Source organism: Aquitalea magnusonii, assembly GCF_002217795.2.
GTDB lineage: Bacteria > Pseudomonadota > Gammaproteobacteria > Burkholderiales > Chromobacteriaceae > Aquitalea > Aquitalea magnusonii_B.
This window is the reverse complement of sequence record NZ_AP018823.1, coordinates 3,422,605-3,446,735: the sequence shown is the minus strand read 5'-3', so window position 1 is coordinate 3,446,735 and position 24,131 is coordinate 3,422,605. Positions and strand designations below refer to the sequence as shown.

Genomic DNA, 24,131 nt, shown 5'->3' with positions numbered 1-24,131 from the left:
ATGGCTGATCGCGCCGAGCAGCAAGTGTTGTTCAAGGTGATTCTGGCCGCCTCGGTCGGCAATTTCGTCGAATGGTTCGACTTTGCCGTCTATGGTTTCCTGGCCACGGTGATTGCCCAGCATTTCTTTCCGGGCAGCAGCGCCGACATCAGCTTGCTGAAGACCTTTGCCGTATTCGCGGTGGCGTTTGCCTTCCGCCCGCTCGGTGGCGTGGTGTTCGGCATGCTGGGGGACCGCATCGGCCGCAAGCGCACGCTGGCCATCACCATCTTGCTGATGGCCGGGGCCACCACGCTGATCGGCCTGTTGCCGGACTACGCCAGCATCGGTCTGGCCGCTCCCGTGCTGCTGACGCTGGCGCGCTGTGTGCAGGGTTTTTCCGCCGGTGGCGAGTATGCCGGGGCCTGCGCCTATGTGATGGAACATGCGCCCAGCCATCACCGGGCGCGCTATGGCAGTTTTCTGCCGGTGTCCACTTTTTCCGCCTTTGCCTGTGCGGCGGTGCTGGTGTTTGCCCTCAACCAGTGGCTCAGCCCGCAAGCGCTGGCCGACTGGGGCTGGCGCCTGCCTTTCCTGATTGCCGCACCGCTGGGGCTGGTGGGCTGGTATCTGCGTAACCGGCTGGCGGAAACCCCGGCCTTTCGCGCGCTGGAGCAGCGCCAGCAAACCGAGCACGCGCCGCTGCGCCAGGCTTTTACCAGCCATGGCCGGCCCATTGCCTGGCTGTCGGCCTTCATCTCGGTGACGGCGCTGTCGTTTTATACCTTCACCACCTATCTGAGCACTTACTTGCAGCAGGTGGCGGGCATGAGCCGCGGCAATGCCCTGCTGGTGTCGGTGCTGTCGCTGCTGTTTGCTGCGCTGCTGTGTCCGCTGGCCGGGCGTTATTCCGACCGGGTAGGGCGGCGGCGCAGCATGGCCACGGTGTGCGGGCTGATTGTGCTCACCATCTTTCCTTCCTTCTGGCTGGCGCAAAGCGGTCAGCTGTGGCTGGCGGTGCTGGGCGGCATGTTGCAGGCCTTGCCCGCGGTGCTGTCCGGCGTGGTGACTGCGCCCTTGCTGTCGGAAAGCTTTCCCACCCGCATCCGCTATACCGCGGGGGCCATCAGCTACAACCTGGCCTACACCATCTTTGGCGGCACCGCCCCCTTGATGGCGACCTGGCTGATTGATGTGTCCGGCAGTCATCTGGCCCCGGCTGTTTATCTGATGCTGGTGGCGCTGTTTGCCCTGGCAGGCGGCTTGCGCCTGCCGGAAACCGTTCATGTGCGGCTGGCCGAGGTGTCCTGAGCCGCTTGTTGTTCCACTTTTTTCTGTTGGGGAGTACGTGTATGACGACGCTGCATCAGGACGCACTGGTGATTGACGGGCTGATCATTGCCAAATGGAGCCGCGAGGTATTCGACGACATGCGCCGTGGCGGCCTGTCGGCGGCCAACTGTACCGTGTCGGTGTGGGAAGGTTTTCAGGACACCGTGGCCAATATCGCGGAGATGAAAAAGCAGATTCGCGATTACAGCGACATCCTCACCCTGGTGCGCACCACGGAAGACGTGCGCCGTGCCAAGGCCGAGGGCAAGACCGGCATCATCCTGGGTTTCCAGAACGCCCACGCCTTTGAAGACAATCTGGGTTATATCGAAGCCTTTGCCGACATGGGCGTGCGCGTGGTGCAACTGTGCTACAACACGCAAAACCTGGTGGGCACCGGCTGCTACGAGCGCGACGGCGGCCTGTCCGGCTTTGGCCGCGAAGTGATCAACGAGATGAACCGCGTGGGCATCATGGTGGATTTGTCCCATGTGGGCGGCAACACCTCGCGCGAGGCCATTCTGGAATCCAAAAAACCGGTGTGCTACTCGCACTGCCTGCCGTCCGGCCTGAAAGAACACCCGCGTAACAAGAGCGATGAAGAACTGCGCTTCATTGCCGACCATGGCGGCTTCATCGGCGTCACCATGTTCCCGCCCTTCCTCAAGCGCGGCATAGAGGCCACGGTGGACGACTATGTCGAAGCCATGGACTACATCATCAACCTGGTGGGTGAGGACTGCGTGGGCTACGGCACCGATTTCACCCAGGGCTATGACAAGGGCTTCTTTGACTGGATCACCCACGACAAGGGCCGTCATCGCCGCCTGACCAACTTTGGCACCATCCTGAATCCGGAAGGCATCCGCACCATCGGCGAAACGCCGAATCTGACCGCCGCCATGGAAAAGGCTGGCTGGTCCGAGAGCAAGATCCGCAAGGTGCTGGGTGAAAACTGGCTCCGTGTATTTGCAGACGTCTGGGGGTGTTGAGCCTTGAGCGGGGTCGCAAGACCCCGCTTTTTTATTCGCTTGCCACTGTGCCCGTCACCAGCGGGCTGCCGTTTACAACAAGAACGCCGGGCTGCCTTAGGCAGACCCGGTTTCCGTGCAGTAACAGCTACGGTGCTGTAACGGAAGCGGGCTGACCACACGGCACTTGCATGATGCCGCAGCCGCGCTGTGATGTTCATCCTTGATTCAACCTGTCTATCTTTGGAGAACGCAATGCTGAAACGCCAATTTCTTGCCCTGCTGCTGGCCGGTGTGGCCCTGCCATTCTGTAGCCAGGCGGCTGACAAGCCCACCATCAAGATCGGCTATGTAGAAGGCTGGTCGGACAGTGTGGCCACCACCAATGTGGCGGCCAACATCATCCGCAACAAGCTGGGTTATCCGGTGGAAATGGTGCCGGTGGCCGCCGGCATCATGTGGCAGGGGGTGGCGCGGGGTGATCTGGATGCCACGCTGTCGGCCTGGCTGCCCACCACCCACGAAGCGTATTACAGCCAGTTCAAGGACAAGGTGGTGGATGTGGCGGTGAACTATCCCGGTGCCAAGATCGGCCTGATCGTGCCTGATTACGTGGCCGCGCATTCCATTGCCGACCTCAACGCCAACAAGGCCGCCTTCCAGGGCCGCATTGTCGGTATCGATGCCGGTGCCGGCGTGATGAAGAAAACCGAAGAAGCCATCAAGAAATACCAGTTGGACTACACCCTGCTGCCCAGCTCCGGTACCGGCATGGCGGCTGAACTGGCCCGCTCCATCAACAGCAAGAAAGCCATTGCCGTCACCGGCTGGATTCCGCACTGGATGTTTGCCAAGTGGAAACTGCGCTTCCTGGAAGACCCGCAGAAGGTGTATGGCGATGCCGAGCATGTGGATAGCGTGATCAACCCCGGCCTCACCGCCAAGGCGCCGGAAGTGGTGGCCTTCTTCAAGAAATTCCGCTGGAAGCCGGAGGAAATCGGCAAGGTGATGCTGGATGTGGAAAACGGTGCCAAACCGGCAGCCGCGGCGGATAGCTGGGTGAAGGCCAACGCCGCCAAGGTCAACGAGTGGACGCACTGAGCGCGGCCTGAGTGGCTGCAGCCCGCCACCTTTTGCTGGCGGCGGGCGCTGCCGGGCTGCTGGCCGGCACATAGTCCTTGCCGTGTGCGCTTGCACTGCCTAGTGCTGCAGCGTGCTGTCGCCGCTGCCTGCCCGCACCGAGATTCTGCTGGGCTGGCTCAGCAGCAGGTTGGTTTGGGCTGGCGGGCTGTCGGGGGAGGACTGGTCAATATGCTGGTGCAGCCAGTTTTCCAGCAAGGGCCAGATTTCGTTCTTGGCATTTTTCGACAATAACAGCCGCTCGTGGCTGTAGTCCTCCAGAAAGCCTTGTGCCTGACTGCACAGCACATAGCGCTTGCTGGCGCTGCCAAAGCTTTCCAGCAAACGGCGGCAGCCATCCGGCGGGGAAATGAAGTCATCCCCGCCGCCGGCCAGCGCCAGCACCGGCAGTTGCTGCCGGCCCAGCGCCGACAGGTAGTCAAAGCCATCCTTGGTCTGCATGTGGTCGTGCAGATTCCACTGACACCATTGCCGTAGCAGGCGGCTGCTTTCCGGCTCGGTGGCCAGCGGCATCCAGCGGCTGTCTATCTGCTGGCGCAGCGGCAGCAGCCAACTGATCAGCCGGATCTTCCACTGCAACTGCCAGTGGCGCTGCTGGCTGCCTGCCTGAGCCGCCAGCATCAGCAAGCCTGCCAGGCGGGTGCAGGCCGGGGCTTGTCTGGCCAGCCACAGCGCCGCGATGATTGCCCCGGCCGAATGGCCCAGCCAGAAGGGCCGCAGCGGCCCGCAGTTTTCTTCCACCACCCGCAGCATGGCCGCTACGTCCTGCGTGGCCAGTGTTTCAAAGTCGTAGGGCCGCGCCGGCTTGTCGCTATGGCCATGCCCGCGCCAGTCAAACAGCCAGCATTGCCAGCCGCGCGCCGCCAGATGGCTGGCCAGCGGCGCGCAACTGCGCTGATTGGTAAAAGTGCCATGGGCCAGGATCAGGGGAGGACAGCCCCGATCGCCCACACGGCTGAGAAACAGGCGGGTGCCGTCGTCGGTAAGGGTATGCATGGTGAAGGACCGGTTCGGTGGCAGGGAAGGGCGCTGCAATCGCGCCCCGCTTTTGATGACCGATGAATATGCCCGCAACTGCAGGGGCTTTGGACTGACCGAAAGTTGGACTGCAACAGTTTAAAGGCCAAATGCGCACTGTATCGCGCTGCGCAGCTACAGGCGCAATGCCCTGCCGGCCTGACCGCAGCAGCACATCTGCCGGTGTTCGCCCTTGCTCGCTGCCTGGTGCCGCCTCTTGGCAGGCAGGACCGATCTGGCGATGTGCGCCGCTTGCCTGCCATTTGGGAGGGCTGCGCTATGCGTGCTGGCGACTGCGCTGGTCAACGCATGTCCGGCAGCGACCTGCTGGTCGGTATGGGGCAAATACCTGTCGCAAGCGCTGAACAGCAGCAGCATGCCCTCCGGCACCATGCAAGGCAATGGCGGACAGACTCGCCCATCTTGCTCAGGAGAGTGGCATGCAACCTCAACTTCCCATCGACGTGGATGCCGACACCGGCGTCTGGAGTACCAACGGCCTGCCCATGCTGTATGTGCCGCGGCATTTCTTCATCAACAACCATCTGGCCATCGAGGCGGCACTGGGCCGTCGCGTGTATGCCGATTCGCTGTACGAAGCCGGTTACCGTTCCGCCCACTTCTGGTGCGGCAGCGAAGCGCAAACCCATGGCCTGAAGGGCATGGCGGTGTTCGAACACTATCTGTCCCGCCTGTCGCAGCGCGGCTGGGGCCAGTTCAGCTTCATCGAGGCCGACGAAGTGACCGGCAATGCCAGCATCCGCCTGGACAATTCCTGTTTCGTGCTGGCCCAGGGCGTGGCCGGTGCGCCGCAGAGCGAACACATGGCCTGCTATCTGTTTGCCGGCTGGTTTGCCGGTGCCATGGACTGGGTGGGCGAAAACCTGGGCCATGACTACCGCACCGTCAGCCGCGAAAGCCAGTGTGCCGGCCTGGGTGCCGACTACTGCATTTTCACCGTTCATCCCTTGTAAGCCGGGAGTCGTCCCATGCGCTATCCGCACCTGTTTGCGCCCATTACCCTGAACAAGCTGACGCTGCGCAACCGCGTGGTGAGCACCGCGCATGCCGAGGTTTATGCCGAGCCGGGCGGCCTGCCCGGCGACCGTTACATCCGCTATTACGAAGAAAAGGCCAAGGGCGGCCTGGGCCTGGCCATTTGTGGCGGCTCCAGCCCGGTGTCCATCGACAGCCCGCAAAGCTGGTGGAAGTCGGTGAACCTGGCCACCGACGCCATCATCGACCCGCTGGCGCGGCTGGCCGAGGCCATGCACCGCCACGGCGCCAAGATCATGATCCAGGCCACCCACATGGGCCGCCGCTCCAGCTATTACGGCGAGCACTGGCCGCATCTGGTCAGCCCGTCCGGCATTCGCGAACCGGTACACCGTGGCAATGCCAAGGTGATCGAGCAGCATGAAATCCGCCGCATCATTGCCGACTTTGCCCAGGCGGCGCGCCGGGTGAAGGCTGCCGGCATGGACGGCATCGAGATTTCCGCCGCCCACCAGCATCTGATCGACCAGTTCTGGAGTCCGCGCACCAACTTCCGCAGCGACGAATGGGGCGGCAGCTTTGAAAACCGCCTGCGCTTTGGCGTGGAAGTGCTCAATGCGGTACGGGCCGAAGTAGGCCCGGATTTCTGCGTCGGCCTGCGCATGTGCGGTGACGAATTCCATGAAGACGGCCTCAGCCACGACATGCTGAAGGACATTGCCGCCGCCATGTCGGAAACCGGCCTGATCGACTACCTGTCGGTGGTGGGTTCCGGTGCCGACACCCACAACACCCTGGCCAACTGCATGCCGCCGATGGCCTTGCCGCCAGAGCCGTTTGTGCATCTGGCTGCCGGCATCAAGTCGGTGTCCAAGGTGCCGGTGATGCACGCGCAAAGCATTCGCGACCCGGTACAGGCCGAACGCATTCTGGCCAGCGGCATGGTGGACATGGTGGGCATGACCCGCGCCCATATTGCCGACCCGCATCTGGTGATCAAGATCCGCGATGGCAAGGAGGACCAGATCCGTCAGTGCGTGGGCGCCAACTACTGCATCGACCGCCAGTATCACGGTCAGGACGTGTTGTGCATCCAGAATGCCGCCACCAGCCGTGAAGCCACCATGCCGCACGACATTGCCAAGGCCGACAAGCTGCGCAAGGTGGTGGTGGTAGGTGCCGGCCCGGCCGGGCTGGAAGCCGCCCGCGTGGCGCGCGAGCGTGGCCATGAAGTGGTGCTGTTCGAGAAACAGCCGCAGGTAGGCGGGCAGATCGTACTGGCCGCCAAGGCCCCGCAGCGCGAACAGATGGCGGGCATCGTGCGCTGGCTGGACATGGAAACCCAGCGTCTGGGGGTGGATCGCCGTCTGGGCGTGGCCGCCGACAAGGCGATGATCCTGGCGGAAAAACCGGACATCGTGGTGCTGGCCACCGGTGGTGTGCCATATACCAGCCAGGTGCCGGACTGGGGCGTGGATGAAGGCATTGCCGTCAGCAGCTGGGACATCCTGTCCGGCAAGGTGGAACCGGGCAAGAACGTGCTGGTGTATGACGCCGTCAGCACCCAGGCCGGTTTCGGCGTGGCCGACTTCCTGTCCAGCCGTGGCAGCACGGTGGAAATCGTCACCCCCGACGTAAAAGTGGGCGACGACACCGGCGGGACGACTTTCCCCATTTTCTACCGCCGCCTGTACGCACAGGGCATCATCCCTACCCCCAATTTCTGGCTGGACAAGGTGTATGCCGAGGGCGACAAGAAAATTGCCGTGCTGCGCAATGAATACACCGAGGCGCTGGAAGAGCGGGCGGTGGATCAGGTGGTGATCGAAAACGGCATCCTGCCCAATGACAGCCTGTACTGGGAGATGAAGGAGCTATCGAAGAACCAGGGCCAGACCGACGTCCACACCCTGTTTGCCTCGCAGCCGCAACCTTCCCTGTCGCAGCCGCTGGCGGCGGGCGAGTTTTTGCTGTTCCGCGTGGGTGACTGCATTTCCATGCACAACATCCACGGTGCCATCTACGACGCCCTGCGTCTGGTGAAGGATTTCTGACATGAGCTTCTCCCTTGCCCATGCCCTGACCGGACTGTTCTGGCTGGGTGCTCTCCTGCTGCTGGGTGGCCTGGCCAGACGTGCCAGCCTGTGGCAGCAGGGGCGCAGCGCCAGTGTGTCCTGGCTTGGCCTTCTGGCCATGCCCAAGCGCTATTTTGTCGATATCCACCACGTGGTGGCGCGCGAGCCCGCCGTGGCCCGCGCCCACGTAGCCGCTGCCGGTGGCGGCGTGGCCATCCTGCTGCTGTCGGCGCTCAACTACGGCCTGATGCTGTACCAGGGCTGGCTGGACGTGCTGCTGGTGCTGATGGCCGCGGTGATGCTGCTGGGCGCACGCATGATGCAGGCCCGTCGCCTGCAAGCCCCGCCGCGTCTGTCGCAGGGCCGCTGGCAAGTATTGCCCGCCCGCCTGCGCCTGTTTGCGCTGGGCAGCCTGCTGGCCGCCGGCCTGCTGTTTGCCGGGCCGCAGCTGGGCATGGCCGGGCAACTGATTGCCGTGGTGGCGCTGCTGATGCTGGCCTTGGGCGGTGCCGAACTGGCGCTGGGCATTGGCCTGGGCTGGCCGATGAAACATGCGGTGGCCGGTTTGCTGCATCTGGCCTTTCACCCGCGTGCCGAACGCTTTGCCGGTAAATCCTCCGACCTCAAGCCGCTGAATCTTGCCGCAGGCGAGCTGGGTGTGGCCAAGGTGGAGGACTTCGCCTGGAACCGCCTGCTGTCCTTTGATGCCTGTGTGCAGTGTGGCAAGTGCGAAGCCGCCTGTCCGGCCTATGCTGCCGGGCAGCCGCTCAACCCGAAAAAGCTGATCCAGGACATGGTGGCAGCACAAAGCCGTGGCAGCGACCCGGCCTATGCCGGCAACCCGCATCCGGGCCGCGAGGCCGCCGTGGTGGTGAAGCCGGGCGAGGACATCGTCGGCAGCGTGCTGGCGGCGGAAACGCTGTGGTCCTGCACCACTTGCCGCGCCTGCGTGGAAAACTGCCCGATGCTGATCGAGCATGTGGACACCGTAGTCAACCTGCGTCGTCACCTCACCCTCAGCCGGGGTGAAGTGCCGGGCAAGGGCAGCGAGGCGCTGGCCAATCTGCGCAATACCGACACCGTGGGCGGCTACCCGCTGGCGGTGCGTTACCACTGGGCGATTGACCTGGACCTGCCGGTGTTGCAGCCGGGTGAGCAAACCGAATGGCTGTTGCTGGCCGGTGAGGGCGCTTTCGACATGCGTTATCAGCGTGCATTGCGCGCGCTGGTGAAAGTACTGAAAGCCGCCGGGGTGAAGGTGGCCGTACTGGGCGAAGCCGAACGCGACTGCGGCGACGTGGCGCGCCGTCTGGGCGATGAAGCCGGTTTCCAGCGGCTGGCCAAGGCCAATATCGCCACGCTGGCGCAATACCGCTTTGCCCACATCGTCACGCCGGACCCGCACGTATTCCATTGCCTGGCCAATGAATACCCGGCACTGGGCGGCCAGTTTGACGTATGGCACCACAGCAAGCTGCTGGAACACCTGCTGGCGCGCCGTGCCATTCCGCTGAAGGCCGATGCCACGCCGCTGCCGCCGCTCACCTTCCACGACCCCTGCTATCTGGGCCGTTACAACGATGGCTTCAATGCGCCGCGCAATGTGCTCAAGGGCATTGGTATCAAAGTTGTCGATATGCAGCGCTCCGGGCGCGACGCCCGCTGCTGCGGCTGGGGTGGTGGCGCGGCCTTTACCGATATTCCCGGTCAGCGTCGCATTCCCGACATGCGCATGGATGACATCCGCGAAACCGGCACCGGCCGGGTAGCGGTGGCCTGCCCCAATTGCACGGCCATGCTGGAAGGCGTGGTGGGTGAGCGGGCAGACGTGATCGAACTGGCCGAACTGGTGGCCGAACGCCTGGCCTGAGGCGAGCCGGGGCAGAAGCACAGACTTCGCCCCGTCCGCTGCTGCTTACAAGGAGAAAGTGATGGATTTTTCTACCCAGGCCATTCCGCGCATCGACCCGCGTCGCCCGTGGGTGCTGGGGCCCAGCGGCCTCAAGCGCATTGTGCTGGGCGATGACAGCGGCAGCCGCGATGCCGCCATGCTGGCCCACGGCCCGGCCCACAAGCCGCTGCGCAGCAACGGGCCGTTCAGCCAGCGCCTGCTGGTGGTGGCCCATGCCGAACGCGGCCAACTGGATGATGCCGCGCGCGAAGCCATTGCCGCCGCCGCCATTCTGGCGGGCAAGGACGGCGAAGTACTGGCCTTGCTGTACGGCATGGAAGACGCCGCGCCGGAAGCGCTGGCCGAACTGGCCGTGGACCGCGCCCTGACCGTGGCCGACCCCGGCTACGCACCGGAACAGAAACTGGCCTTGCTGCAACAACTGTTGCAGCAGGAAAGCCCGCATACCGTGCTGTTTGCCGACCGTGGCGAGGATGCCGACCTGGGCCGCCGTCTGGCCTGTCGCGCGCGGCTGTCGGTGGTGACCGATGTGGTGGAAATCGCCGCTGATGGCGTGCGCCGCCGCCAGCCCGGTGCCGGTTTCAGCCTGCGTGAACGCGCACAGCTACTGTTGCTGGCGCGTGGCGTGGCCGAAGCCAAACTGCCCTTTGTCGGCAAGGGCGAGCGGCTGGAAACCGCTGCCCTGCCAGCCGTCAGCGAGCAAGTGCAGGACCTGGGCAGTGCCGCCAGTCCGGCTTCCGAGCTGGCGCTGGAAGAGGCCGACCTGATCGTGTCCGCCGGCAATGGCGTCAGCAATGTGCCGGGCTTTCTGGCGCTGGCCGAAGCACTGGGTGCCGCCGTGGGTGCGTCCCGCGTGGCGGTGGACGATGGCCGCTTCACCCGCGACAAGCAGGTGGGTGCCACCGGCAAGACGGTGCAGGCCAGCGCCTATATCGCGCTGGGCATATCCGGTGCGGTACAGCATCTGCAAGGCATCAAGTCCTGCCGCCATGTGATTGCGGTGAACCTGGATGCCGCCGCCCCCATGATCAAGCGTGCCGACCTCAGCATCATCGACGACTGCCAGTCCTTCATCAGTGCGTTTGAACAACTGGTGCGACGTGAGCGCAAGGAGAAGCAAGTATGAAAATAGCCGTCCTGGTTTCCCCGGCCGTGCATCCGGTCAGCGGCCGTCCCTGTGCCGGCGAGGCCGATCTGGCCGCACTGGCACTGGCGCAGCGCCTGCCCGGTGAGCTGCAAGTCTGGTATGCCGGTGCCGCCGACGATGCCGCGCTGGCCGATTATCTGGCCCGTGGTGCAGACAACATCCACAGCCTGAGCCTGAGCCCGGACAGCGATGTGCTCGCCGCGCTGGGCTCGGCCTTGCAGGGTGTCGACATGGTGCTGTGTGGTGCCCGTTCCGGTGGCGGTGACGGTTCCGGCCTGCTGCCTTATCAGCTGGCCGAGCAACTGGGCGCGGCCTTGCTGCCGGATGTGCTGGACTTGTCCAAATCCGACCGGCAGTGGCAGGCGGTGCAGGCGCTGCCCAAGGGCGTGCGGCGCACGCTCAAGGCCGGCCTGCCGCTGGTGGCCAGCGTCAACCCGCGTGCGGCCACCGCGCCTGGCTGGAGCTATGCCCGTCTGCAGCAGGGCAAGATCAAGCGCAAAGCCGCCACTGGCGCGGCTTTGGCCCCGGTGGTGCTGGAGCCTGCCCGCCGCGCGCGGGCGTTGGTGGCGGCCAGCAAGGTCAGTGGTCATGCCCGCATGCAGGGGGCCATTGCCGGGGGTGATGCCAAGCAGGCCGGGGTGGTCGTAAAACAGGGCGATTCTGTCGAAAAAGCGCAAGTTGTGCTGGATTACCTCAGGCAACATCAGCTCGTCGATTTCTGACAACAACCCCGCAGCATCCGACCAGCACCCCACCCACCGGCTAGCAGGATGCCTGAGCAAAAACTTGTTTTGGAGATGCGTGAAATGCAAGAAAGCGCCATTCGCTTCCAGCCGGTACAAAAACTGCGTGAGCTGGTTGCCCGCCGTCAGCCGGGGTATAGCCTGGAGGCCCCGTTCTACAATTCGCAGGAAGTGTTTGATGCCGACATCAAGTACATCTTCCAGCGTCACTGGATTTACGTGGCCGTGTCGTCGGAAATTCCGGAGCCGGGCGACTATGTCACCGTGGAAATCGGCAAGGAACCCATCCTGATCCTGCGTGACGACGACATGCAGATCAAGGCTTTCCACAATGTCTGCCGCCACCGTGGCTCGCGCCTGTGCGCCGATGAAAAAGGTTCGGTGGGCAATCTGGTCTGTCCTTATCACCAATGGACCTACAACCTGGCCGGCAAGCTGATTTTTGCCGACCACATGCCCGAAGGCTTCGACCTGTCGCATCACAGCCTGAAGCCGGTGCATCTGAAGAATCTGCAAGGCCTGCTGTTTGTTTGTCTGGCCGACGAGCCGCCGGCCGACATCGACGTGATGCTGGAGCAGATGGGCCCTTATATCGCCCCGCACCAGATTGAAAACACCAAGGTGGCCGCCCAGATCGACATCATCGAGGCGGGCAACTGGAAGCTGACGATGGAAAACAACCGCGAGTGCTACCACTGCACCGGCAACCATCCCGAGCTCACCATCTCGCTGTATGCCTACAGCTACGGCTTTGCCCCCAAGGCCGAGCTGGCGGCGGGCCTTGCCAATTACGAAAACATCGTCAAGGACAGCCATGCGCGCTGGGAGGCCTGTGGCCTGCCGTCGGCCGAAATCGAAAAGCTGTCCGACGTGTCCGGCTTCCGCACCATGCGCATGCCGCTGGACCGCAAGGGCCAGTCGCAAACCATGGACACCGGCTCGGCCTGTAAAAAGCTGCTGGGCGACATCAAGGACGCCGATTCGGGTGGCCTGTCGTTCTGGACACAGCCCAACTCCTGGCACCATTTCATGGCCGACCACATCGTCACCTTCACTGTACTACCGCTGACCCCGGACACCACCCTGGTGCGCACCAAGTGGCTGGTACACAAGGACGCGGTGGAAGGCGTGGATTACGACGTGGCCAACCTCACCCGCGTGTGGAATGCCACCAACGGCCAGGACCGCCATCTGGTGGAAGAGTCGCAAGTGGGCGTCAACAGCACCGCCTACCGTCCCGGCCCGTATTCGCCCTATACCGAAGAGCTGGTGGAGAAATTCACCAACTGGTATATCGGCCGCCTGGGGGCAGGGCTGGAACAGGGTTGATCCGGTTTTTCGCGCCGTAAAACGTCGTAAACGGCAGGCTGCCTGGCGCGGCCTGCCACTCTTGGAAGCGCTAACAAAACCGCGTAGAGAACCCGGCGCGCGGGGGTTTTGTTATCGGGAATTACAGCAACAGCCCGCCAACGGGCGATCAGCCAGTCAGCAAAGGAATCGCCATGAGCAGCGTCAACACCCATCCGGATACCCACCCGCAAGCCGCCGACCTGCCCTGGTGGCAGCCGGGCGAAGACAGCACGCTGCAATGCGTGCAGGTGCGTGAGGAAACCCACGACGTCAAAACCTTTGTGTTCCGTGCCGAACCGCCGCGCCGCTTTCATTACCAGCCCGGCCAGTTCATCACGCTGGAGCTGGACATCAACGGTGAAAGCGTCAACCGCTGCTACACCCTGTCCTCCAGCCCCACCCGGCCAGACCGCGTCAGCATCACCGTCAAGCGCATTCCTGGTGGCGTGGTGTCCGGCTGGTTGCATGACACCCTGCGTCCCGGCATGCAGCTGAATGTGCTGGGGCCGTCCGGCGAATTCACCTATGTGCGCCATGCCAGCACGCCGTACCTGTTCTTGTCCGCCGGTAGCGGCATCACGCCGCTGATGTCGATGAGCCGGGCATTGACCGACCTGGCCAGTGGCGCGGACATCGTGTTTGTCCACAGCGCGCGCTCGCCGCGCGACATCATTTTCCGCAAGGAACTGGCCCAGCTTGCCAGCAGCCATGCCACTTTCAGCCAGGCGATTGTCTGTGAAAACCGGCAGGGCGAACCGGAATGGCCGGGCTTTACCGGCCGGCTGGACGCGGCGCGCCTGCTGCACATGGTGCCCGACCTGATGGCGCGTCAGGTGTTCTGCTGCGGCCCGGCACCCTATATGGCCTCGGTGCGGCAGATGCTGCAGGACTGCGGCTTTGACATGCAGCACTACCACGAAGAGAGCTTCAATTTTGCCGAGCTGGCGACTGCAGCGCCGGACGCCGCAGTGGACGAAATATCCGCCAGCAGTGAAGGCGGCGGCTTCAATGTGCATTTTGCCAAGATGGGGGATGACCTGTCGGTGGCACCGGGCCAGACCGTGCTGGCCGCTGCGCTGGCCAAGGGCATGCGCCTGCCAGCGTCCTGCACCCGTGGTGTGTGTGGCACCTGCAAGACCAAATTGCTGGAAGGCAAGGTGGACATGCAGCACGAAGGCGGCATCCGCCAGCGCGAGGTGGACCAGGGTTTCTTCCTGCCTTGCTGCAGCAAGCCGCTGAGCGATCTGGTGGTGGACCGCTGATTGTAATCGCTGATTTCCCCTGGGCCTGCCTCTCCCGGCAGGCTTCTTTTGTGGCTCCCTTGATGCCTGCTTGTCCGTTTGGGCACAGGCATTTTTCTTGCTTTATACCTTTTAGCTAGTGAATACGCCTGTTGATATGCCATTGGTGCGCTGCATCAGGAAAATCCACTATGTGTGGTGATTTTTCCGGACCAACTATTGCGGTTTTTTTACGACAGCGGCAGAAGGGCAGCTTGTAGCGGCCGGATGGCGCTAAGCAGCTGATTTTGCTGTCTAGGGGTGAAGAATTGTCATTTCTCGACCTGATGTCGTTTGCGGACAGATCGGCGTCGGAATGCGGTTATTTTTAATACCACTAACTCCCTATCGTAATCCTTGATTTACATTAAACATTCTTCGAAATCGTTGGCGGTGGAAGAGGTGGCGGTGCTTGCCGGATCAGTCAGCAGATCCGGCGATATGCCGGCACCGCAGGCGGGCAACGGCCATGGGGAATACCACACTGCGGTGGCCCGACGGGCAAAGGGTTTTGGTCACCGGTACACGCCAGCCAGCAATGGCAGGCAGCAATGTTAAAAGGCCCGGAACAGGCACGAAGTATCCGGGTAGACCATATCCCGGCCGGCAGCAGGACTGCCGTGCCGGACACGATGGCAAACCGACTGGCGTACAAGATTTCAGCACTGCCGGACAGCGGTGAATGAAGCAGGCGCAAGTCAGGCCCAGCGTGTGATCGCTACGAAGGAGAAGAGACAATGCAGTCGGCCAAGATAGTGGTGAAGAACCTCTACAAGGTGTTTGGGGGTAAGTCCTCAGACGTCATGCGCATGCTGAAATCCGGCGCGCACAAGGATGAAATCTTCAAGCAGACCGGCAGTGTGGTCGGCGTGAACGATGTGTCGTTTTCGGTGCAGGAAGGGGAAATCTTCGTGCTGATGGGCCTGTCCGGTTCCGGCAAGTCCACCCTTATCCGCCTGATCAACCGCCTGATGGACCCCACCGACGGCCAGATCATCCTGGATGGCCAGGACATCACCAAGTTCAATTACAAGCAGTTGGTGGAATTGCGCCGCCGCGACATGAGCATGGTGTTCCAGAGCTTTGCCCTGATGCCGCACCGCTCGGTGCTGGACAATGCGGCATTCGGCCTGGAAATTGCCGGGGTGGATCGTAAATCCCGCGAAGCCCGTGGCATGGAAGTGCTGGAGCAAGTCGGCTTGGCACCGTTTGCCCACAAATACCCGCACGAATTGTCCGGCGGCATGCAGCAGCGTGTCGGCCTGGTGCGTGCGCTGGCGGTCAACCCTTCGCTGATGCTGATGGACGAAGCCTTCTCGGCACTGGACCCGCTCAAGCGTTCCGAAATGCAGGACATCCTGCTCAAACTGCAGCGCGAACAGCGCCGCACCATCTTCTTCGTGTCGCACGATCTGGAAGAGGCCCTGCGCATCGGCACCCGCATCGCCATCATGGAAGGCGGCCGCCTGGTACAGGTGGGCACGCCGCAGGAAATCATCGAAAACCCGGCCGACGACTACGTGCGCAACTTCTTCAAGAGCGTGGACACCTCGCGCTACCTGCAAGCCAAGGACCTGATCGAGGTGAACCATGCCCCGCATGCCGGCCGCCCCGGCCTGCATGTGCCGCCGTCCTGCAGCCTGCCTGATGTATTGCAGCAGCTCCTGGGCCAGACCGAACCCCTGCAGGTACGTGACGATCAGGGCCAGTGCCTGGGCCTGATCACGCCCAGCAGCGTGCTGAGCAAGATTTCCCAGCACCGCCTGCAAAGCACCGCCACCCACTGAACCGGACAAAGGCGCACCGTTCCATCCACTGGCCACTGCGCCGGGATGGTGCGTGAGCCGCAGCGAAGGAGTACGCCGTCATGGCTGATATCAGCACGCAAGACATGTTGCCGATTGGCGACTGGGTCAACAAGGTCATTCATTTCATGCTGGACCACAATGCCGGGGCGTTTGACGCCATCGGCAACACCATCGACTGGTTTGCCACCATGGTGGAATTCCTGTTGCTGGGCATTCCGCCGCTGGTGATGGGCGCGATCTTTGCTTGTGTAGGTTTCTGGCGGCTGGGCTGGAAATTTGCCCTGTTCGTCTGTGCCGCACTGGGTTTGATCTGGGCGACCGGCTTCTGGGGACAAACCATCGCCACGCTGGCACTTACCCTGTCCGCCACCTGTGTCAGCCTGCTGCTGGGGGTGCCGGTGGGTATCTGGTGTGCCCGCAACAAGCTGGTGGGCATGCTGGTGCGCCCGGTGCTGGACTTCATGCAAACCATGCCGGCCTTTGTTTACCTGATTCCGGCTGCCATGTTCTTCGGCCTGGGCCGGGTGCCGGGGATTCTGGCCACCGTGGTGTTTGCCGTGCCGCCCGCAGTGCGCCTTACCAGCCTGGGCATCCGCATGGTGAACAAGGAGCAAGTGGAAGCCGGCCATGCGTTTGGCTGTACTTCCTGGCAGCTGTTGTTCAAGGTGCAGTTGCCCATCGCGCTGCCTTCCATCATGGCCGGGGTCAACCAGACCATCATGATGGCGCTGTCCATGGTGATCATTGCTTCCATGGTGGGGGCGGGTGGTCTGGGTAACGATGTACTGGCCAGTATCCAGCGGCTGGATGTGGGCCTGGGCTTTGAAAGCGGCCTGGCGGTGGTGTTGCTCGCCATCATTCTGGACCGCATTACCGAGAGTTTTGGCCACACGCCCACCACGCGTGCGGCAGAGCAGGGCAGCTAGACCCTGCCGGTATCAGCAGGCCGGATGACAACCATCATCCGGCCGATGCAAGACAACACAAAAACCATCCATCACACATCACCTACCGAGGTCACCATGGGTCCGCAACAAATCGCTTCGTTGTCGCATATTGGTTTCCTGCTGCTGGACAAGTTTTCCATGATCGCGTTTTCCAACGCCGTGGAACCGCTGCGCATGGCCAATTACCTGTCGCGCAAAAAACTCTACCGCTGGAGCCTGCTGTCGGCTGATGGCCAGCCGGTGGCCGCCAGTAACGGGCTGGAACTCTCTCCCATCACCTCCCCCGAAGCCCCGCAGCAATACGACATGCTGATTGTCTGTGGCGGCTGGCAGGTGCGTGATGCGGTGGACGACAAGGTGTTGTCCGTCATCCGCCGCTTTGCTGCCCAGGGCGTGCCGCTGGGTGCCATCTGTACCGGCACTTTCGCGCTGGCCAAGGCCGGGGTACTCAATGGCTACCGCTGTGCCATCCACTGGGAAAACCTGCTGTCCATCAGCGAGGAATTCCCCAAGACCAAGTTCACCTCCGACCTGTTCGTGCTGGACCGCGACCGCTTCACCTGTAGTGGCGGCACGGCGCCGCTGGACTTCATGTGCCACCTGATCCGCCACAAGGGCGGCAAGAGCCTGGCGGCGGATGTATCCGAGCAGTTCATCGTCGACCGCCTGCGCGACAATGGCGACCGGCAGCACATCCCGCTGCTGGCCCGTATCGGCACCGGCCACGAAACGCTGGTGGACGCCGCGCTGTCGATGGAAAGCAATATCGAAAACCCGCGCTCGCTGGAAAACCTGGCGGACGAACTGGGCGTGTCGCTGCGCCATCTGGAACGCCTGTTCAAGCGTTATCTCAACACCACCCCGGCCCAGTACTACCTGGACCTGCGCCTGCGCCGCGCGCGCGAATTGCTGCTGCAAACCAATATGAGCGTGATGGAAGTCACCGTGGCCTGTGGTTTCCTGTCCTCATCGCATTTTTCCAAGTCCTACCGCGGCCTGTTTGGCTATCCGCCCAGCCGCGAGCGGCAGCAGTATCTGGTTGATTCTGCAGTCATTGCCTGAGCTGCCGGGCGGCAAAACCGGCAGCCGGCCAGTGCTGTTACTCCTTGCAGCACTGGCCTTTTTTCTACGGCGCATTCGCGCAAGTCAGGGTCGTGCTGGCGCAAGTAGCCCTTGCCCGCCATGGCAATCTTGACCCTGTGCAAGACCTTGGTTTTCCACCTGTTCTCCGCAGCCAGCCCATCGTGCTGGCACGGCAATCCTGTCACCGGGTTGATCAAAACATTTATACGGGAGTGGTGTAATGAAAATTCGCAAGCTGATGCTGGGTTCGGTATTGCTGGCTGCCTGTGGCAGCGCGCTGGCCAATGACCCGGCGCAATGCCGCAATGTCCGTTTCGCCGATGTAGGCTGGACCGATATCGCCGCCACCACCGGCATGGCCAGCGTGGTACTGGAAGGCCTGGGCTACAAGCCGACCACCACCATCGCCTCGGTGCCCATCACCTTTTCCGGCATCAAGAGCAAGCAGATCGACGTGTTCCTGGGTTACTGGAACCCGTCCATGACCCCGGTGATCGAGCCCTTCGTCAAGGCTGGCCAGATCAAGGTACTGGACACCCCCAACCTGGTGGGCGCCAAGTACACGCTGGCAGTGCCGGACTACGTGGCTGCCGGTGGCCTGAAGGATTTCAAGGACATTGCCAAGTTCAAGGACAAGCTGGACGGCAAGATCTACGGTATCGAGCCGGGTAATGACGGCAATCTGCTGATTGACGGCATGATCAAGAAAAACCAGTTCAACCTGGCCGGTTTCAAGATGGTGGAATCCAGTGAGGCCGGCATGCTGGCCGAAGTGGAACGCTCCATCCGCCAGAAAAAGTGGATCGTGTTCCTGGGCTGGGAACCGCACCCGATGAACGTGAAATACAAGATGGCCTACCTGACCGGCGGCGACGATGTATTCGGCCCCAACCTGGGTGAAGCCAAGGTATTCACCGCCATCAGCCCGGATTACGAAACCCGCTGTCCGAATGTGGGCAAGCTGCTGCATAACCTGCGCTTCACCACCACCATCGAAAACCGCGTGATGGGCCCGATCATGGACAAGGTGAAGCCGGAAACCGCCGCGCGTGATTACCTGAAGAAGAACCCGGACATCCTGAAAACCTGGCTGGCCGGTGTCACCACGCTGGATGGCAAGCCGGGCCTGGCTGCAGTGAACAAGGCACTGGGCCACTGATTTAATCGGTAGCGCACCTTTGAAAGCCCCGGCTCTGGTCGGGGCTTTCGCTTGGGGGGCTGGTGTGCAGCCTATGGCGGTTCCGACCTGTGTTCTTATCATCCGCGTCAGCGGATGTTTGTTCTTTGTGCATCAAGAAAACCATCGAAAAGCAAAGGCAAAAACAAATCGCGGGTCTCGCCCCGCTGTCGAGGTACTTTCTTTTGCTTCGCCAAAAAGAAAGTACCCAAAGAAAAGGCGACCCGCAGCGCGTCGAATTCCCGCCCCAGCCATGCCACTCAGGGCGCGGCCGGAACTTGCGGCGCGCTAGCGTCGCGCCGCTGCGGACAGCCGACCGCTTAAGACCCTGAGCGGCACGTCTGCGTCGGCTCGCGCTGACGGGAGCAGGTTTCGTTGGTACGGTCTTGCGATAACGGATTACTGTCTGGACCGTCACCAATACCGGTCAAGATTTTCTCCATGCCAATGTGCTAGCATGACTGGTATCGGCTAGGAGCTGACCTTCGCTGTCTTGTGATTACAATGGGTCCACCGCAGAATGTGGCGACGAATCCACAAGGTCGTTAGGAGGTGCAATGCAAGTGTCGACACAGCGAGAAATAGACGCTCACGTTCTATCCGCGGTTAGCGAGTTCGTCGCCTCACTCAACTCGGGTAGTAGTATCGTCGCTGATATGTCTGGATTGGTCGAAGTAACGTCACGTATCCCCTTATCCAATCTGGATTATTGGGAACGCCTTATTCGTTCCGGTCTTTATCAAGCCGCCGCACAGTCCAAGCCTGCCAAGTGGAGGTTCTGGCGCAAGCCATCCCCGTTTCTTACCTGGATTGACCTATGTAGTGGCGACGGCTTCAAACGTGAGCACGCTCTTCGAGTCCTTTCAGGGCGCGCCCCAAATCGGTTCTTCTTTGCGATGGCTGTCCGTCGACTCAACGATTGGGTTCCTCAAGTTCGTTCGGCTGCCCGTGAGCAGCTAACGTCGATTGCGGTTGCATCGAATCCAGAAGATGTTGTCGACGTTCTATGTGCTGTCCTTCCACATTGGAATTCATGGGGTCGCTCCGAAGACGAAGAAAGGCAAACGCTGCTGACGATTGCTTCAATTGAAGCAGTAGCCTGCGTTCTCAAATCGCGTCTGATATCCGAGGCAGTAGGGCCATTAGCTTCTGTTCTAACTCAGCTAGGACAATCTTCCGTGCTTGACGCACATCTGTCCCAAATAGCAAGCAGCGCCATTCAACCATCCGTAAGGGCAAAGGCTTATAAGTCACTACTTGAGGGGAAGGCAACGTGGGTGGCAGGCCGAAAATGGGAGTGGACCGACATACGGTATTGCAAAGGTCACTTTATGCCAATATTTGGCGAACGCCTTCTGACTAAGAATGACCTGCTCGAAGAGACCTTGAGAGCTGCATCTTCAGACCGCTCAGCATTTGTTCGACGTATTGCAGGTGACGTACTAATTCGAGAGTTGGGAGCACTCGGGGCTGTTGGGTCCGAACTGGCGACTATTCTTGAGTCAGATGGCAACCCGTCAGTGGCCGAGAAAGGGAGGTTCGCTCTAAAGGAGCTTTCGCAGAAGTATTCCGCTGCATGAGCAATGCATTTCCGCTAAGCGAGCGGGAAGATAAGCAATAGATTAGTCTGGGCATGTGGCCAAACAGGGTGGAAGGACCAAGTGTTGTCAGCGTCCGGTTTCGAGCGCCGGCACCGGCCGGTTTGGGTCGTAAGCAGAAATCTATTTGGTGGCATCCGGAATCGTCTTATCTGCTGGATTCCCACCGCACCGACGCCACCCTTGGCCCCGTCAAGCATGCCGACGGGTGGCGCTGCTGCGGTTTTAAGCGGCTGGCTGTCTGAGCGATTGGACGTAAGCCAATCGCGAGTTCCAGCCGTGCCGCAGCAGTGTCAGGCCCCGGAGGGCAGCCGCAGGCCATGCTTGTGGGGTGGCCTTGGAGGTGAAGGAGGGCTTGGCCAGGCAAGCCCTCTTTCCCGTCCGCCGCGCGGAAGCGGCATGTAAATCATCATCCGCGTGAGCGGATACTTGGCTTGGTGCTCACCACCTTAAAACCAACAAAACCAACAGCAAAATCAACTTCGCGGGTCTCGCCCCGCCGTCGAGGTACTTTACTTTTGCTTCGCCAAAAGAAAGTACCCAAAGAAAAGGCGACCCGCAGCGCGTCGGATTCCCGCTGCTGCCATCCTGCCCAAGGCGCGGCTGAACTCGCACCGTGCTACCGTCACGGTGCTCAAACATGCAGCCGCTTAAAACCTTGGGCAGCACGCCTGTGTCGGCTCGCGCTGACGGGAGCAGGTTTCGCTGGTACGGTCTTGCGATAACGGATCACTGTCTGGACCGTCACCAATACAGGTCAAGATTTTCTCCATGCCAACGTGCTAGCATGACTGGTATCGGCCAGGAGCGGTCGTCGATGAAGGATGGTCTTAAACTGGACAGGAAAATATGCGGGTCATCGTTATTGATTGTCTCTCTATTGAGTCCGAATCAGACTTCTGGGAGATGTACGTGGCATCTATCGAACCTGACGGTGCGGACTACTTTGGACGTAACCTCCATGCATTCCGGGATGGACTGAATGGTGGTCCCGGATGGCCTGGTAATTGTGAACTTCAATTTATCAACACAAAGCACATGCAGGCGTTTCGCAATGGCTGTTTTCTCAAAGCGCTTCATGACATTGCAAGCCAGTCAACATATGTAAAGGTCTCGTTTGATTAATCACCTCGACCGCATGCTGCAATTGAGCGAGCTCCAAAGCGCTATCGTAGCGTTCATCCCTGAGGTCTCTGATGTGGCAATGTTTCAAGAGGCTGTCGTCGGATATCATAGGTGCCTTGTAGAGATAGACCGTCTTCTCTCTGAGGGATTCTGCCAAGATGACCTAAGCGTTTTGTCGAGAGCCATTCCGCGGGTATTTTGGCTTCACAAAGAGTGGACGCCAGATCTTGAGCGGATGGCGGATGGTAGCTATCGAGAGCCTTCGTGGTTCGCTGCTGCGGACAAGCTGCATCAACGCGTGCAGGATGCGGCGGAAGAGCTCAAAATTGTCGGCCGATACTGAGCACCGACTGGAGTCGGCCAGAGCCGGACCTCAGCGTGGGCATGGTTATTTCAGCAAGATAACCTGTAATGACTAAGTAGCTTCGAATTCGATGACCGACATACTCGCCAAGATTTCCGAACATATCGCTAAGCGTTTTCATGTTTCTCAACATCGCGCAGACCAACTTGCGCAGAATGCCGCAACAGCAATGGAGGCACATGGAGTAAGCCTCGATGACTGGGTTACGGTTACGAAGGTGATAGAGGTTGTAGTAAAAAATTGGATAAGGAATGGAATTTAACCATCTTGGCGCAATCTTCACTTCGTGACAGCAACGTCCGCTTTGGGTCGTAAGCAGAAATCTATTTGGTGGCATCCGGAATCATCTTATCTGCTGAATTCCCCACCGCACCAACGCGCCCATGGGCCCCGTCAAGCATGCCGACGGGTGGCCGGGGCGAGGTGTTAAGCGCCTGCCCTGTTTGAGCGATTTGACGTTAGCAAATCGCGAGTTCAGGCGCGCCTCGCTCCGGACGGGGCCTGTCGGGCAGCCGCAGGCCATGCTTGTGGGGTGGCCTTGGAGGTGAAGGAGGGCTTGGCCAGGCAAGCCCTCTTTCCCGTCCGCCGCGCGGAAGCGGCATGTAAACCATCATCCGCGTGAGCGGATACAAAGCCTGTTTTGACTTGGTAATGGCAACCCGATTTTCATCCTGAGCCACTGCGTTTAACTTCGCGGGTCTCGCCCCGCCGTCGAGGTACTTTCTTTTGCTTCGCCAAAAAGAAAGTACCCAAAGAAAAGGCGACCCGCAGCGCGTCGAATTCCCGCCCCAGCCGCACCGCTCAGGGCGCGGCCGGAACTTGCGGCGCGCTAGCGTCGCGCCGCTTCGGACCGCCGACCGCTTAAAACCCTGAGCGGCACGCCTGTGTCGGCTCGCGCTGACGGGAGCAGGTTTCGTTGGTACGGTCTTGCGATAACGGATCACTGTCTGGACCGTCACCAATACAGGTCAAGATTTTCTCCATGCCAACGTGCTAGCATGACTGGTGTCGGCCAGGAGCGGACTCCCAAGAATGAATCGCTGAGCAGACACTGGCCCTGTCAGTATGATTGACGATTGATAAGGAGACTTGCGAGGGATAATCTCTATGTCGTTAAAAATGTTATAGGGGTCTCAAGCGCGTCCATATTTTTGGCAATAACCCGGACGTTTCTGCTCGTGAATAACCGTTAGGCAGCCTGAAATGAGCTTTGACATCATCGTTCTTAAACCGTCGAGGCTGGCGGTAGAAAACCTCGCTGAGGTCGAAACGGTATCCCCACTTGGTAGCTTCGAGGTAGTGTCGCAACTCTTCAATTCCACATTTCCTGGCTGCTTGGAAGGAGCGTTTCTTCAAGGGGGGGACTATTCGGTTGAGCTTTCGCTAAGTGGCCAGCCTGTTGAATCAGCACATCTATCACTTCGTTTTGGGCCGTCATGGGATCCGCAGGGCGAGGCCCATTTTCAAAAGCAACTCACAAGCGTTTGCTGTCCATCCGGATGGGTTGCCTTCGCGGTTTCAGACAATTCGCGCATTACCCCATAACCATACCTAACGATAACACTCACCCCCGCGCCCTTGGACGCAGGACGCTGCGCAATAAAGCCGCGCAGTACCGGTTAGCACTACGTTAGCCGTTTACGGAGTATTTATGACCGTTGCAATTGCTTCGCTGTTATCAATTCTTGGTGTCGTAGTCGGTGCGTTCTTGCAGAACTACCTTGCACGGCAGAACAACGAGGCGAAACAACTTCTCGAATCTCGTAACCAAGCCTATATCGATTTCTTTGAGGCCGTTTCTCTTGTGGTTTCGGCTCAACGCCTTGGAAAAAAAGAACAGGAATTGGAACAGCTTGCTAAGCTCACTCACGCAAAAACGCGCATCTGCATGTTCGGTGAAGAGCAAGTTGTCAAACGACTCGCTACTTTCTGGGCCGCCGGCGCAACACTTGAAACCGAATCGGAGATTCTTGCATTCACGCGCTTCGTTATCGATATACGCAAGTCTCTCGGACTACAGGACAAGGGGTTTCTTAATGCAGAGGTTTCTCAACTTTTATTCGCCATTAAACCACTACGCGACTAAA

The 24,131-nt window shown here is 60.7% G+C and carries 18 protein-coding genes; 17 read left to right on the top strand and 1 reads right to left on the bottom strand.

The window, feature by feature from the left end:
• From DLM_RS16400 to DLM_RS16390, 3 genes are all read left to right on the top strand, one after another.
• Positions 1-1,290, top strand: a complete 1,290-nt coding sequence (locus DLM_RS16400) for an MFS transporter (RefSeq protein WP_089085810.1) — start codon at positions 1-3, stop codon at positions 1,288-1,290.
• Positions 1,291-1,331: 41 nt separating this feature from the next.
• Positions 1,332-2,303 carry a dipeptidase gene (locus tag DLM_RS16395; protein WP_089085809.1) on the top strand — a complete coding sequence of 324 codons (972 nt, stop codon included), beginning with the start codon at positions 1,332-1,334 and terminating at the stop codon, positions 2,301-2,303.
• A gap of 234 nt (positions 2,304-2,537) precedes the next feature.
• Positions 2,538-3,383 (top strand): glycine betaine ABC transporter substrate-binding protein, encoded by an 846-nt coding sequence (locus DLM_RS16390; protein WP_089085808.1) that lies wholly within the window; start codon positions 2,538-2,540, stop codon positions 3,381-3,383.
• Between the two features lie 99 nt (positions 3,384-3,482).
• Here DLM_RS16390 and DLM_RS16385 read toward each other — a convergent pair whose 3' ends face one another.
• Positions 3,483-4,418, bottom strand: a complete 936-nt coding sequence (locus DLM_RS16385; protein ID WP_089085807.1) for an alpha/beta fold hydrolase — start codon at positions 4,416-4,418, stop codon at positions 3,483-3,485.
• Positions 4,419-4,879: 461 nt separating this feature from the next.
• Here DLM_RS16385 and DLM_RS16375 point away from each other — a divergent pair, with 461 nt between their 5' ends.
• The 14 genes from DLM_RS16375 (at position 4,880) to DLM_RS16300 (ending at position 24,130) form a co-directional block, all read left to right on the top strand.
• Positions 4,880-5,413, top strand: a complete 534-nt coding sequence (locus DLM_RS16375) for a DUF5943 domain-containing protein (protein ID WP_045847926.1) — start codon at positions 4,880-4,882, stop codon at positions 5,411-5,413.
• Positions 5,414-5,428: 15 nt separating this feature from the next.
• Positions 5,429-7,489 (top strand): NADH:flavin oxidoreductase, encoded by a 2,061-nt coding sequence (locus DLM_RS16370; protein ID WP_089085805.1) that lies wholly within the window; start codon positions 5,429-5,431, stop codon positions 7,487-7,489.
• A gap of 1 nt (position 7,490) precedes the next feature.
• Positions 7,491-9,380 carry a DUF3483 domain-containing protein gene (locus tag DLM_RS16365; RefSeq protein ID WP_089085804.1) on the top strand — a complete coding sequence of 630 codons (1,890 nt, stop codon included), beginning with the start codon at positions 7,491-7,493 and terminating at the stop codon, positions 9,378-9,380.
• A gap of 61 nt (positions 9,381-9,441) precedes the next feature.
• Positions 9,442-10,548, top strand: coding sequence for an electron transfer flavoprotein subunit alpha/FixB family protein (locus DLM_RS16360; protein ID WP_089085803.1), 1,107 nt, complete (start codon positions 9,442-9,444; stop codon positions 10,546-10,548).
• A complete protein-coding gene (locus DLM_RS16355; RefSeq protein WP_089085802.1) occupies positions 10,545-11,291 on the top strand; it encodes an electron transfer flavoprotein subunit beta in 747 nt (248 codons plus the stop codon). Before DLM_RS16360 ends, DLM_RS16355 begins: the two co-directional genes overlap by 4 nt.
• 84 nt (positions 11,292-11,375) lie before the next feature.
• Positions 11,376-12,641 carry an aromatic ring-hydroxylating oxygenase subunit alpha gene (locus DLM_RS16350; RefSeq protein ID WP_089085924.1) on the top strand — a complete coding sequence of 422 codons (1,266 nt, stop codon included), beginning with the start codon at positions 11,376-11,378 and terminating at the stop codon, positions 12,639-12,641.
• Between the two features lie 173 nt (positions 12,642-12,814).
• Positions 12,815-13,924: a hybrid-cluster NAD(P)-dependent oxidoreductase gene (locus DLM_RS16345; protein WP_089085801.1), complete on the top strand. Its 1,110-nt coding sequence runs from the start codon at positions 12,815-12,817 to the stop codon at positions 13,922-13,924.
• Between the two features lie 755 nt (positions 13,925-14,679).
• Positions 14,680-15,729, top strand: a complete 1,050-nt coding sequence (locus tag DLM_RS16340) for a quaternary amine ABC transporter ATP-binding protein (RefSeq protein WP_089085800.1) — start codon at positions 14,680-14,682, stop codon at positions 15,727-15,729.
• A gap of 80 nt (positions 15,730-15,809) precedes the next feature.
• A complete protein-coding gene (locus DLM_RS16335; protein WP_231959876.1) occupies positions 15,810-16,676 on the top strand; it encodes an ABC transporter permease in 867 nt (288 codons plus the stop codon).
• 96 nt (positions 16,677-16,772) lie between these two features.
• On the top strand, positions 16,773-17,759 hold the full coding sequence (locus DLM_RS16330; RefSeq protein WP_045847928.1) for a GlxA family transcriptional regulator: 987 nt from the start codon (positions 16,773-16,775) through the stop codon (positions 17,757-17,759).
• 241 nt (positions 17,760-18,000) lie between these two features.
• On the top strand, positions 18,001-18,939 hold the full coding sequence (locus tag DLM_RS16325) for a choline ABC transporter substrate-binding protein (RefSeq protein ID WP_197715435.1): 939 nt from the start codon (positions 18,001-18,003) through the stop codon (positions 18,937-18,939).
• A gap of 575 nt (positions 18,940-19,514) precedes the next feature.
• A complete protein-coding gene (locus DLM_RS16320) occupies positions 19,515-20,537 on the top strand; it encodes a hypothetical protein (RefSeq protein ID WP_197715434.1) in 1,023 nt (340 codons plus the stop codon).
• An 867-nt stretch (positions 20,538-21,404) separates the two neighbouring features.
• Complete coding sequence (locus tag DLM_RS24080; protein WP_089085799.1) at positions 21,405-21,680, top strand: barstar family protein; 276 nt, start codon at positions 21,405-21,407, stop codon at positions 21,678-21,680.
• Between the two features lie 2,015 nt (positions 21,681-23,695).
• Positions 23,696-24,130 carry a hypothetical protein gene (locus tag DLM_RS16300; RefSeq protein ID WP_197715433.1) on the top strand — a complete coding sequence of 145 codons (435 nt, stop codon included), beginning with the start codon at positions 23,696-23,698 and terminating at the stop codon, positions 24,128-24,130.
• Position 24,131 lies beyond the last annotated feature (1 nt).